The sequence below is a fragment of the Paenibacillus arenosi genome (assembly GCF_014841135.1).
Lineage (GTDB): Bacteria > Bacillota > Bacilli > Paenibacillales > Paenibacillaceae > Paenibacillus_B > Paenibacillus_B arenosi.
This window is the reverse complement of sequence record NZ_JACYTN010000003.1, coordinates 214295-227827: the sequence shown is the minus strand read 5'-3', so window position 1 is coordinate 227827 and position 13533 is coordinate 214295. Positions and strand designations below refer to the sequence as shown.

Sequence of the window (13533 nt, the reverse complement as noted above, 5' to 3'; positions counted from 1 at the left end):
CCTAGCTCAATAAAAAAAAGGTACCCTAAAAGTCAGTTTCCGCAACTTTTAGGGTACCCCTGTTCTATTTATCCGTGTCGCTTTGCAATTTGAGCTTCTATGTGCTGTTGGTGACGTTGACGCAGCCAGTCTTCCAAGCCTCCCGAACCAAGAAGCACGCCCATAATAATAAACAGGAAGCCTCCAATCTGTGCCAAAGTAATCGTTTCTCCTAGCAATAGCACAGAGCCAACTAAAGCAAAGAACGGTGTGAAATTCATAAAGATGGCTGACTCAGCCGCTCCTACTTTGCCAACCGCATAATTATAAATAAGATGGCCGATTGCCGTCGACACGGTAGCCGATAAGACAAACACAACCCAGACATCAGCTGTAGCTCCTACCATACTGCTCAATCCATCAGGCTCTGCGATTAAACTGATAACGAATAGAACAGCCGAACCAAGAAGCAGCATATAACCTGTCATTAGACGCGGATCTAACGTATCCGCTGCTTTTTTAATCAAAATATAACTGAAAGCTTGGGCAACGATGGCTAAGAACACCTGAACGTCTCCGAGGGACAGCCCACTAATATCTCCCGAGCTCTTTAACATAATAAAGGCAACACCAGTAAAGCCAAGAATGATACCTATCGTCTTAAACCAAGTTGCTCGAGCTCCTAAGAAAATCATAGCCATAATTGCAGTCAACAGCGGACCTGTCCCCAGAACTAGCCCTGCACTGGAAGCAGACGTCCCCGTGAATCCAAGCGATAAAAAATAATGATGCGCAACAACGTTAAACAAAGAAGCAGCAGCCACATACTTCCATTCTTTTTTGGTAAGTCTGCGTACTTTGCCAAGCGCGAATAAAATGATAAACACCGTAACGGCAGCTAATAATATGCGAAAAGCCGTCATGGTCAGCGGCATAAAGTTCGCTACTAATACCTTCATCATGATCGTGTTCATACCCCACGCCAGCATGACAAAGATGAGCAAGCCATAGATCCCCCATTTTTTCATTCATAACACTTCTTTCTGTCTACAAGTTGTGTATCTCTCCGACCTTTATCATAACGGAAATGTCCACTAATTCCAATCATTTTGATCTATTTGTATTCCAACGAAGGACAAAAAGCCCGTATTATGGATAAATCCATACATACGGGCTGTGATTAAAACGAATATGATGTTACTAACGTTTACTAACGTGAGTCTATTTCAACACATAATCCGCGAGAACAGACTGTACTTCATAAATGTTCAGGTTCTTATTGAATTGCTTCTGCAGCGGTGTAGGGCTTCCAGATATCCAAATCTTTAGCTCAGCATCCATATCAAAGCTACCTGCTGTCTCGATACTGAACTGCACAATGCTTTTATAAGGAATCGACAGGTACTCAACCTTTTTTCCCGTAATTCCTTGCCTATCTACTAAAATGAGGCGCTTGTTCGTAAACAGGAACATATCGCGAATCAGCTTATACGCCTTTTCGATCGACTCTGAACGGGACAGAATACTTGCATACTCTCGATTCGCTTCCTCTAGATTTACTTCTGAAGCATTGCCCATAATTCCATCTAAAAACCCCATATCTCTTCCTCCTCTATTAACTAAGCAGTCTCACACTTAGTATATCATGGAAATATACGCAAAGGTCTCCCTATCAATGATGCCACATTACAAATTGCTCAGGATGCTTACGAATATCTCTCGCAATAGCAGAGCGAAGTTCCGGGAACAGGGTAATTACGACCTGGTCAAGCTCTTCCATCTCCCGCTGAAAATCAGGGTAGTCAGACATATGCTCGCCAAAATAATCGCAAATTTTTCGACCATTTCGCTGTGCTAACTCCGTCATCTTGTCTCGTAAAGCCCGCAACTGTATAAAAAATGTGCTCGCTTCTTTACCAGCTACGCGCCGAATATATACATCAACTACATTCCAGAACGGCCCATGAGCAAATAAATATTCTAGATGGCAAAACCATCCGTACACGCCATGCTGACCCAGATGTCTATCAAAGGTCTGGAACAAGAACAAAGACCGCTGGCCTTCCGTTAATGTATAAAAAATATCGGTTGATATACGCACCATTTTTTTATCTACCTGATGAGCAATTGGCTCGTTGCATACAATTAATAACCGTTCATCATCCAGTGTTTCAAATACATGCTTTTGTATAGTAACCAGCACCTCAACGCCCTCCTGACGATTAACAACAGAACAAACCATATATTGCCATGCAATGGATCCAACTCGATTATAGCCGTCTATGTACAGAACGGGCAATAGATTTCATCGTCTGCAGCAAAATACTCTAGTGAATGGCAAACTATTTGCCTTCTCCTATAAGAATAGATATATCGATAACACTATCATAAATAGTTGCTGTCTCACTCTTGATCATTACGTTCTATTTCTATTAAGATAAGTTCAACATTATAATTGTAAGCGCTTTATATATGGTGTTAACAGGGGACAAACTACTATTTTTAAGGAGTTGATTACTTTGTCGTTGGTTAGAAAACAGAATAGAGGTAAGAAGTTTTTTCTTCTAAGCGCAAGCTTACTACTTGCTATCAGTTTATTCTCGACAGCTCTGCCTCCAGCTTCAGCAGAAGCAACAGAGCCAAGCACAACTACGAATCAGCCCTCTTCTATCCCTGCAGCTATGGATATCTCTCAAACCGCAGTGCCAGCAAACAGTCCTATCACGGACCCTAACCAAGCTTGTCGGCCAGCAGGTTTGTATGACTCTGGTGTACAAGGCATCCCGTATTGTACGGTCTATGATAGTAATGGCCGCGAGAAGCTCCCTAATGATTCGAAACGCCGCATTATTGGTTACTTCACAGACTGGAGAACAGGAACAGATGGCAAACCTAAATATCTAGTAAACCATATCCCATGGAGCAATATTACCCATATCAATTATGCCTTCGCGTATATCGATGGCAGCAATCAAGTCTCCGTTGGAGCAATGAGTCCTACCAATAAAGCCATAGGTATGCAATGGCCAGGCGAACCATCAGCAGCAATGGATCCAGCATATAGCTATAAAGGCCACTTCAATCTTCTCAACAAGTTCAAAAAACAGCACCCTGGTGTCAAAACTTTAGTATCGATTGGCGGCTGGGCAGAAACGGGTGGATATCCTGATGCATCAGGCAACCGTATCAGCTCCGGGGGCTTCTACACCATGACTACAAATGCAGACGGCACGATAAACCATGCAGGCATTAACACGTTTGCTAATTCTGTCGTCACATTTCTCCGTCAATACGGATTCGATGGGGCAGATATCGACTATGAATATCCAACCACTATGGAGCAAGCAGGCAATCCCCTTGATTGGTCAGTCTCTCAACCTCGCCGCGCTGGTCTAAATGCAAGCTATGTAGAATTGCTAAAAGTACTGCGCATAAAGCTAGATCAAGCGTCTGCTCAAGACGGGAAATACTATATGCTCACAATTGCTTCTCCGGCTTCTAGTTATCTACTTCGCGGCATGGAAACTTCTCAAGGATTGAAATACCTCGACTACGTAAATATTATGTCCTACGATCTGCATGGTTCATGGAATGAATTCGTTGGCCCCAATGCCGCCCTATTTGATGATGGTAAAGATGCAGAGCTTGCAGCAGCAGGTATGTACACCTCACCCGATTACTTAGGTATAGGGCACTTAAACACAGATTGGTCCTATCACTACATGCGCGGCATGATGCAAGCCGGACGAATTAATATCGGAGTCCCTTACTATACTCGCGGCTTCAAAAATGTCCAAGGCGGTACGAACGGACTATGGGGCAAAGCAGCTACTACGAACTGTATGCCGGGCGAACAGAAATGTGGAGATGGCGCGATCGGCATCGATAATATTTGGCATGATAAAGTAAACGGCCTTGAAACACCTGGAGGCTACAGCCCAATGTGGCATGCGATGAACCTTGAAAATGAAATTCGCGGCTCTTATTTAAATATGTTCGGGCTCCCTCAAGCGCAAATCGTCGGCACCTATAATAGGCACTTTGATAGTACACTAGTCGCCTCTTGGTTGTGGAACCCACAAAAAAATGTGTTCCTCTCTACAGAAGATGCACAAACGATTACGGCTAAGGCAGATTACGTCGTACAAAAAGGTATTGGCGGAATTATGATTTGGGAACTCTCAGGGGATTATGACTTTTATCCTCAACGCAATAACGGTCAAGGCGAGTATTTTATGGGCTCTACATTAACAAAAATTATTCACAATAAGTTCAAAACGGCTGCTCCTTACAGCAACGTTAACCCGGGAACTTTGCCTCCACCAGCAAGTCAGCTCAATGTGAAAGTAGAATTAGTTCAATTTCCGATGGGCGGAAATAATTTCCCAGTAGCGCCCAAGCTTGCTATTACAAACAACACCAATGCGGTGATTCCAGGTGGGTCGGTGCTGCAATTTGATATTCCAACATCAGCACCGAGTCGAGTAGAGAATTGGAACGGCTACCCGATAACGGTCACTCCAGGTCATACCGGACCTAATGTCGGCGGCTTACAAGGAGACTTCCATCGGGTTACGATGACAATACCAGATTACGAAACCATTCAAGCTGGCCAGACAAAGTTGATTCAAATGGCATTCTTCCTACCTCTTTCTGGTCCAACCAATTACAGCTTAACAGTCAATGGAGTAAGATACGGCATTCATTATTAATGATTAATTGCTAATCAATCATTGCATTGATAATGTAAAAGCCGGGCAGATCCTACAACTGCCCGGCTTTTCATCATGAATATAAAGCGCGTGCTGGAATTGGATAGTTAGGAGTCGTACGGTCACACCTTACCATTAAGCAGTATAGTGCTTCGCAAACCAAGCTGTGGAAGCCTTCACTTCGTTTGCCGTAAGCTGATGTCCCATATGATCCCAGAATAGCTGAACCTCAGCACCCGCACTTTGCAGCAATGCAGACAAGTCCTCTGTTTCGGCAGGCGTGCACATCCGGTCGTTCGAGCCAGCTCCGATAAACACGGGCATACCCTCTAAGTCAGGCAAAGATACCCCTCTTCTAGGCACCATTGGATGATAGAGAACAGCTCCATTCAACGCATTGGGATGATGGAAGAGCAAGCTCCCAGCAATGTTAGCTCCATTGGAATAACCTACTGCCACGACACGTTCACGGTTAAAGCCATACTGAACCGCTGCTGAATCGACAAAATCATACAGCTCTTGTGTACGGAATAGAAGATCCTCCTCGTCAAATACGCCTTCAGCTAGACGGCGGAAGAAACGAGGCATGCCATTTTCCAATACATTACCGCGAACGCTAAGTACCGCAGACTTTGGCGATAATGCTTCAGCTAGCGGCAGCAAATCGTGCTCTGTACCGCCTGTACCGTGCAGCAGAAGCAATACAGGTGCGTTAGGATCTGTTCCTTCTTTAAATATATGCTTCATGAGAAATCCTCCTTAACGAATAGTTACATTGTCTCCTAGTATGTGGGGAGACTAGCCACTTCGTTTTTAACTTTTTATCCATTGTAAACTTTTATATCTTGAATTCGAGATATTTGATATAAATATATCATACTGTTTCAAGCTCTATCTGTCAAACTTGACTTGTGGAAATGAGCGCGCGACATCAGCATAGAATCTCTCTCCCTATTTGCTCCTATCTGCACAAAAAAACATCACAGCTACTGCCCCTAATGGACAGCCGCTGTGATACCTACGTTATACCGACCTTACATTGACGAATCATTCCCTTTATTCGATCCTGCTCACGATAATCCGACCGCCTTCATTACAAGTGGTCGGTCCAATTGGTACAGGCGGCGGTAACGCGCCTCCTGCTTCATTAATTGTTCATGTGTGCCGCGCATAATGATGCGGCCTTCTTCCATGAAGATGACTTCGTCCATCTGCTCCACCCCTACGAGGTGATGGGTAATCCATATGAGCGACTTATCCGCCATTGCGTCGAACATCGTCGCCAGCAGTTCCCGCTCCGTGCGCGGGTCGAGACCTACCGTTGGCTCGTCGAGAAGCACTACCGGCGTCTGCTGCAGCAGGATGCGCGCTAGCGCAACTCGCTGGCGCTCTCCGCCGGAGAATCGCTGCCCTGCCTCATGCATAGGCGTGAGGTACCCTTCGGGCAGCGATTCAATTAAGCCATCCAGCCGCGCTTGGCGGGCGGCTTGGCGAAGCTCTTCCTCGGACGCATCATAACGTCCGAGGCGAATGTTGTTCGCCACCGTCGTATCGAATAAGTGCGGGCTCTGATTGAGCACCGATACGACGGTGGCGATGCGATCTGCGCCGGCGTAAGCATCCGCCGGCGTTCCATTGATGGTGACCGCGCCAGACGTAGGCGCAAGTGCACCTTGAATCAGCTTCAGCAGCGTGGACTTGCCTGCGCCGCTGCGACCGATAACCGCTATCTTCTTGCCCTGCGGAATATCAAGCGACAACTCTTCTACGGCCATCTCGCTGCCCTGCTCATAACGGTAGCTTGCATGTTCAATACGGATGTGCGCCGATTGGCGAGCAGCTTGCACAAGCTTCTCTGTAATGAGGGAAGAACTATCGGAATGACTACGTTTATCACATTTGTCGTGGTTATCTCGGTTTTCATGGTTTTCATGGTTTTCATGGTTGTCACTGTTACCACAACTGTCGTAGTTGCCACGGCTTTTACCAGCTCTACCGTCAGCAGCTCGCTCCGCACTTTCGCTAGCCTGTTGTTCCCCCGAAGTAATGCTATTCTTCCTAGCACCCTCACTTTCGCCTTCATGTTTGCTTTTATTTCTGCTTTCACCTTCGCCCTCACCTTGATCTACCTTCGCCATCCGATCCAAAGAATCGGTATACTGCGGTAGTTTATCAATCGCATCTGATACAGGCAGGAAAGCCTCCATCATCGGGAATACGACGAGTACGAATGCGGCAATTAGCGTTGCATCAATCGCTTGTGCAGCAAACATCTGCGCTGCCCAATAAATCATCGAGATCACAACAGCGCCAACGACTCCCTGTGCGGCAAATGTCCGCCACTTCGACCAATTGCTCAAGGAGCGCTCAATACGCGCTACTTCGGCTTCTTCCCGTTCATAGTCGTTAACAAATGTCGCCTGACGTCCGCTAATGACCCAATCCCCCATGCCAAGCACTGCATCCGTGAGCTTCTGATACAGCTGATTGCGTTTCTGCTTCAACTGGCGGTTACGTGCCTTATTCACATACAGCGATAAAGCTGGTAATACGAATATAAGCAGTGCAATATAGAAAGCCATCAACAACGCAAACGCTGGGTCGAACCAGCCAAGTGCTGCAATAACGACCACATAGGCAGCCAGCGCTACAATGCTCGGAAAAATCGTCCGCATAAAAATATTTTGCAAATACTCAATATCATCTGCCAACATACCAAGAATGTCGCCTGTACGAAAGCGAGAGCGAATGAACAACGCTTGCGGCTCCAACAGTCGGTACAAACGTACCCGCATATGAGACAAGATGCGAAGGATCGTATCATGACCGACCAAACGCTCTACATAATGCACAACCGAACGGCTGATGCCGAACGTACGCACAAGAACGACCGGAACATACACCATCAAAATATTTTCCGGACGAAGCGATGACTTCGAAATTAAATACCCTGATGTGAACATGAGCGCTGAAGCACATAACGCCGTCAATAGACCGAGGAAGACGATGAGAGCAAAGCGCCACGTATGGGTTGAGAAATACGGTCGAATCCAATCCTCACGCTTCATCCTTCGTCCACCCCTTCCATTTGCATGCGCATCATCTCGTAGTATAATCCCTTGCGTTCCAACAGCTCTTCATGTGTACCCGTTTCCGCGATACGTCCATGCTCGAGCACGATCACCCAATCCATCTCCATCATCCAGTGCAGGCGGTGAGTGGCCATCAGAACCAGCTTGTTCTCCAATAACGGAAGCATCGTCTCTTTCAATTCATACTCTGTCTCAATATCCAAATGTGCCGTCGGCTCATCCAACAGCATAATAGGACGCTTGCTTAAAAATGCACGAGCCAATGCGACACGTTGCTCTTGTCCACCGCTCAGGGAACGTCCGCCATTACCAATGACTTCGTCCATCCCTTGAGGCAGGCGTGCCACAACTTGATCTAGCCCAGCAGCAGCGATTGCTTGCTTCACATCTTCCTCTGAAGCATCTGGCGTATAGAAACGGACATTGTCAGCCAAAGAGCTGTTGTATAAGTACGGCTGCTGAGGAATATAAGTTAGCTGCTGTCGCCAGCCTTCTTCCGTTAATCTCTTAATAGATTCTCCATTAAGCAGTACATCACCAGACGATGGAGCAAGGAAGCCGCCGAGTATATCGATAAGGGTTGATTTACCCGCTCCACTTGCACCAATTACACCAACCTTCTTCATCCCTCGCAACGTCAGATGAATATCGTCGAGCGAAGCTGGACCTTCCGCTTCATGCTTCAAACCAACCTCTTTCAACGTTAACGTACTATCCTTCGTCCAAGTCCACTTCGCTTGCTCAGCCGCATGTGCAGAAGGAGAAGACGCAAGTTTCACCGCTTCGGCTTCACCCTTTTCAATAACAGCACGAATAGCCTTGCCTGCCTCCTTGCCCTTTAACGTCGCATGATAATCCGCACCTACCATGCGAATCGGCAAAAAATACTCTGGTGCTAGAATCAATATTAATAGCGCTGGATACAGCACCGTATCGCCTTCAATAAGGCGCAATCCGAGATTTACCGCTACCATCGCGACGGACAGCGTCGTAAAGAAATCAAGTGCAAACGAGGACAGAAATGCCATCCGCAATGTTTTAATCGTTGCTGAACGGTAAGAGTCACTCACGCGCTCAATCGTGTCGCTGTGCGCTTTACTCTGACCAAGTACTTTCAGTGTCTCTAGCCCACGCAGCGAATCCACGAAATGATTGGATAATAAACGATAGGACTTCCACTGTCGTCCCATATGCGTCTTCGTTGCCAATCCGAGCAGAATCATAAATACAATCAGAATTGGCATTGTTACCGCTAAAATAATGGCGGCTACAGGGTCCAGCCAACATACATAACCCAGAACGATAATTGGTGTAATCGCAGTGCCTATCATACGTGGGATAATAAGCTCCACATACGTTCGGAACTGAGCAATTCCGTCCAGTACGAGCGTTACGACGTTGCCCGTCCCTTCGGATTGGACAAGACGCGGCCCGAACTGAAACAGCTTGCTAACCAGCTGCTTGCGCAGCTCACGCCCTGCCGTCTCCGCATATCGATAGGCGATCTTCTGCATGAGAAGCGCCGTCAATTGCCGGATAAAGAAAGCGAGCAGGAACTTCGCGATAGAGTCGACTTGTTCCTGCAGCGCTTGGCCTGCAAATAGGGAGGAGATCGTCTCTGCCAGCCCTATTGCAATATATAGGATGGACACACTGTGAATGAAGGTCAGCAGCACAATAACCGCTACGACAAGTTTGCTTCCTTTAAATCCAAGTGTGTGTTTATCCATTAGTATTCTAGATGCTCCTTCTCAGTAACACGTTTGTGGAAGACGAAATAACTCCATGCTTGATACGCCAAAATGAATGGCAGCAGCGTAACCGCTACAATCGTCATAATGCGAAGTGAATAGTCACCCGAGGCAGCAGCATAAACCGTCATGTTATAGGCACTATCAATAGAACTAATTAGAACGTTCGGGAACATCGAAACAAACACAGAAGCAACCGCTAACGCAATAACCGCACCTGTCATACCAAATGCCCAACCATCGCGCTTCTTACTCATAAAATAACCAGCCATAATATAAGCAACAACGCCTAGAACAGCGATAACAACCATAACCGCACCGCGTGATTCAAATGCTGTCGTCATCGTATATGTCATACCACCGAATACAACTAACAACACAGCAAGTGGAACTAGTAACATTTTACCCTGGGCACGCGCTCGTTCTTGCAAACTACCTACCGTGCGAAGCGTTGTAAACATCAAGCCGTGTACATAGCATAGCAGCGTAACAACAAGGCCACCTACTACCGTATATACATTCACCACTTGGAAGATGGTTGCGTTCATTTCCATGTTCTGATCGATTGGCAAGCCTTGTAGGAAGCTTGCAAATACAACACCGAACAAGAATGGTGGCAACAGGCTCCCTAGGAGGATAACGATATCCCAGTTCTTCTTCCAACGCTCTGTATCGCCCTTACCTCTAAACTCAAAGGCTACACCGCGACCAATCAAGGCCAATAACAAGAATACAAACGGGATATAGAAGCCACTGAACATCGTTGCATACCAGTGTGGGAATGCCGCGAACATGGCTCCACCCGCTGTCAACAACCATACTTCATTTGCGTCCCAGAAGGGGCCGATTGAATTAATAAGTACGCGACGCTCCATATCGGATCGAGCTAGAAACTTTGTCGCCATTCCTACCCCGAAATCAAACCCTTCCAAGAAGAAGAACCCGACAAATAACACCCCGACTAGAACAAACCACAGTTCACTATACGCCATGGTGCACCTCCCTATCGAACGGGTCATTTGTTTTTACTTCGACCTTATCAATAATCGTCGGTCCTTTTTTAATCACTTTCAAGAACAGACGAACAAGGATATAAGCAAGAACACCATAGATAGCGGTAAACGCGATGAGTGAGAACAACACTTCATTCGCTGTAACATTAGGGGATACACTGTCCTCCGTTGTCATATAGCCAAATACGGTCCACGGCTGTCGACCGATCTCTGTCATAATCCAGCCCGCTGTATTTCCAATGAACGGCATCGAGATAGCAGCGACCATAAAGCGATTAAACCACTTGTTCTTATGAGATAACTTATTGCGAGCAGACAAGTATACACCGTACATCGCAAGTGCGATCATAATACAGCCTGCCAATACCATGATGCGGAAGCTCCAGAAGGTCGTGCGTACAGGCGGAATATAATCACCTGGACCATACTTTTGCTCGTACTCCGCTTGCAGCTCATTCATTCCTTTTACATCACCAGAGAACTTGCTGTACGTTAAGTAGCTGAGCAAATAAGGAATTTTAATTTCTGTCCCATTCTCTTTCTTCTCTGGATCAATGGTAGCAAACAACGTCCACGGTGCAGGATCTTCACTTCGATCCCACAATGCTTCACTCGCAGCCATCTTCATTGGCTGTGTATGCATCAAATACTGTGCTTGCTGATGCCCATATACCGCGATTAGAATCGAGGAGATAAGAGCCGCAACAATCGCAATGTTAAACGAAGTTTTGAAAAACTCCGCGTCTTGTTTCTTCAATATTTTATAAGCACTAATACCCGCAATTAAAAATGCACCTGTTGCAATTGCAGCAAAGATCGTATGCGGATACTCCACCCACAACTGACCGTTCGAGAGTAATGCTCCAAAATCATTCATTTCCGCTCGTCCATTAACAACCTCAAACCCTACTGGCTGCTGCATAAACGAGTTCGCTACGAGAATCCAGAAGGCCGATAGCATCGTACCTATCGATACAATCCATATACATGCCAAGTGAACCTTCTTCGATAGACGATCCCAACCAAATATCCAAAGACCGATAAATGTAGATTCTAAGAAAAATGCCAGCAGCGCTTCTACCGCTAACGCAGGACCGAACACATCACCGACAAATCGTGAATAATCCGACCAGTTCATCCCAAATTGGAATTCTTGAATAATACCGGTAACAACGCCGACCGCAAAGTTGATGAGGAACAGCTTGCCCCAGAACTTCGTCATCCGCTTGTACTTCTCGTCTCCCTTGACGACATACATCGTCTCCATAATCGCAACTAGCAGTGCTAGACCAATTGACACCGGAACGAAGAAGAAGTGAAAAATCGTTGTCGATGCAAACTGGATTCGCGATAACATAACCACATCCATGGCTATTGACTCCACCTTTCTATTGGAAATATCCATTTCAACTTAAACTTTCTTACTTGCTGCTTACCCCACTAACGTGCATAGTTGAATGTTTATCTTGCTATCTACCTCTTACAAGAGAGGAACGTGACTTATTTCACATTTTGTCAGAAAAATAATACCGTCAATGTGATATTTATCACGAAAACAACCCAATAGTTTGATCAAAATGTAAACATTGCTCACCTGTCACATTTTCGCTACAATAAAAGGTCTTAATTTTTGTGAAAATATTCACTTTTGTAAATTGTCTTGTGCGAATACGGACACATTTCATTCAAATAAGCCGTCACTCCCTAGCACTCGCTGAACTTCTTATATTTTTTTATACAACTAATGTTAGATTTGCAGAAAAATGTTGACAATGGAAATAATCCTAATTATGATATGACAGTGATAATTGTTCTCAATTAACACACATAGCACACTAGGCAAAGGGTTCCTTACATGGATCATTTCAACCTTCATCCTACATCACGTGCATATCATCAGGAGGTAATCATTTTGAAAAAGGTCCAATCTCTAATCGCCCTTCTGGCTATCGTGCTGCTTTTCGTTGGATGCACATCACCATCTGCAAGCAATGGGCAGCAAGAAACTAATAACACTAGCGGAAATGAAGCCGCTCCTAAGGTTCGTACCATTAAGCATGAGCTTGGTACAGCCGAAATAAAAGAAACTCCACAACGTGTAGTTGTACTTGAATTTTCCTTCGTCGATGCGCTAGCCTCACTTGGCGTTAAGCCCGTAGGTATTGCTGATGACGGCAAGATAGACCGTATTATTAAACCGCTAGCTGACCAAGTTACTGGTTATACATCGGTTGGTACACGCAAGCAACCTAGCTTAGAAACAATTAGTTCGTTACAACCAGACTTAATCATTGCGGACTGGAAACGACATAAAGCCATTTATAAGGATCTACAAGAAATAGCTCCTACACTTGTACTTAAAAGTTTAGAAGCAAGTTACGAAGAAAACGTTGCTTCGTTCCAAACGATTGCTGATGCAATGAACAAACAAGAAGAAGGCAAACAACGATTGGCGAAGCACGAACAGATTATCGCTGATTTAAAAACGAAGATCCCTGCGTCAGATGCGAAACAGAGTGTGATGTCCGCAGCGGTCCGCAAGGAAGGTTTTAATGCACACACTTCTTCTTCCTACGGCGGAGCCCTTCTGGAGAAAGTCGGCTTGACGAATGCGATTCAAGATCCAAATGAAGCATATGCAGAATTGACATTAGAACAATTGCTGAATATAAATCCAGATGTACTGTTCATCATGAAAACCGATGGGGAGCAGACGATTATTGATGAATGGTCTACCAACCCACTTTGGCAGCAACTGAATGCAGTGCAGAAAAAGCAAGTAATCGAAGTGGACCGCAATTTGTGGACACGTTGGCGCGGCCTTGTAGCAGGTGAAATTATGGTTGAAGAAGCCATTCACCACCTATATAGCAGCAAGCCGGCAGCACAATAACAGTTCAATTAAAGGCAGGTGTTCTATCTGAGCACCTGTCTTTTTGTCCTAAGTATATAGAGGTAACAAGAAAGCACAATACGGGACGAGACA

Annotated in this window: 10 protein-coding genes; 2 read left to right on the top strand and 8 right to left on the bottom strand. The window is 45.6% G+C overall.

Translation table 11 applies throughout. From position 1 onward, the window contains the following. Nucleotides 1-68 precede the first annotated feature (68 nt). The 3 genes from IFO66_RS07005 to IFO66_RS06995 all read right to left on the bottom strand — a co-directional run bounded on the left by IFO66_RS07005 (nucleotide 69) and on the right by IFO66_RS06995 (nucleotide 2182). Complete coding sequence (locus IFO66_RS07005) at nucleotides 69-1007, bottom strand: DMT family transporter (protein WP_192024447.1); 939 nt, start codon at nucleotides 1005-1007, stop codon at nucleotides 69-71. Between the two features lie 193 nt (nucleotides 1008-1200). After that, nucleotides 1201-1578 (bottom strand): PH domain-containing protein, encoded by a 378-nt coding sequence (locus tag IFO66_RS07000; protein WP_192024446.1) that lies wholly within the window; start codon nucleotides 1576-1578, stop codon nucleotides 1201-1203. Nucleotides 1579-1651: 73 nt separating this feature from the next. Continuing rightward, nucleotides 1652-2182 carry a hypothetical protein gene (locus tag IFO66_RS06995; RefSeq protein ID WP_192024445.1) on the bottom strand — a complete coding sequence of 177 codons (531 nt, stop codon included), beginning with the start codon at nucleotides 2180-2182 and terminating at the stop codon, nucleotides 1652-1654. Between the two features lie 316 nt (nucleotides 2183-2498). Between IFO66_RS06995 and IFO66_RS06990 the strand changes: the two genes are divergently transcribed. Next, on the top strand, nucleotides 2499-4691 hold the full coding sequence (locus IFO66_RS06990) for a glycosyl hydrolase family 18 protein (RefSeq protein ID WP_225445560.1): 2193 nt from the start codon (nucleotides 2499-2501) through the stop codon (nucleotides 4689-4691). A 135-nt stretch (nucleotides 4692-4826) separates the two neighbouring features. On the opposite strand, the gene IFO66_RS06985 is transcribed toward IFO66_RS06990, so the two are convergent. The 5 genes from IFO66_RS06985 to IFO66_RS06965 all read right to left on the bottom strand — a co-directional run bounded on the left by IFO66_RS06985 (nucleotide 4827) and on the right by IFO66_RS06965 (nucleotide 11916). Beyond that, nucleotides 4827-5438, bottom strand: a complete 612-nt coding sequence (locus IFO66_RS06985; RefSeq protein ID WP_192024444.1) for an alpha/beta hydrolase — start codon at nucleotides 5436-5438, stop codon at nucleotides 4827-4829. A 323-nt stretch (nucleotides 5439-5761) separates the two neighbouring features. Then, complete coding sequence (locus IFO66_RS06980) at nucleotides 5762-7759, bottom strand: amino acid ABC transporter ATP-binding/permease protein (protein ID WP_192024443.1); 1998 nt, start codon at nucleotides 7757-7759, stop codon at nucleotides 5762-5764. After that, nucleotides 7756-9513 carry a thiol reductant ABC exporter subunit CydD gene (cydD, locus tag IFO66_RS06975; RefSeq protein ID WP_192024442.1) on the bottom strand — a complete coding sequence of 586 codons (1758 nt, stop codon included), beginning with the start codon at nucleotides 9511-9513 and terminating at the stop codon, nucleotides 7756-7758. The genes IFO66_RS06980 and cydD overlap by 4 nt, the downstream gene beginning before the upstream one ends. Next, nucleotides 9513-10526, bottom strand: a complete 1014-nt coding sequence (gene cydB, locus IFO66_RS06970; protein WP_192024441.1) for a cytochrome d ubiquinol oxidase subunit II — start codon at nucleotides 10524-10526, stop codon at nucleotides 9513-9515. Before cydB ends, cydD begins: the two co-directional genes overlap by 1 nt. Continuing rightward, entirely contained in the window at nucleotides 10516-11916 is a 1401-nt protein-coding gene (locus IFO66_RS06965; RefSeq protein WP_192024440.1) for a cytochrome ubiquinol oxidase subunit I, read from the bottom strand. Before IFO66_RS06965 ends, cydB begins: the two co-directional genes overlap by 11 nt. Before the next feature lie 543 nt (nucleotides 11917-12459). On the opposite strand from IFO66_RS06965, the gene IFO66_RS06960 reads away from it, so the two are divergent. Then, on the top strand, nucleotides 12460-13440 hold the full coding sequence (locus IFO66_RS06960; RefSeq protein ID WP_225445559.1) for an ABC transporter substrate-binding protein: 981 nt from the start codon (nucleotides 12460-12462) through the stop codon (nucleotides 13438-13440). Nucleotides 13441-13533 lie beyond the last annotated feature (93 nt).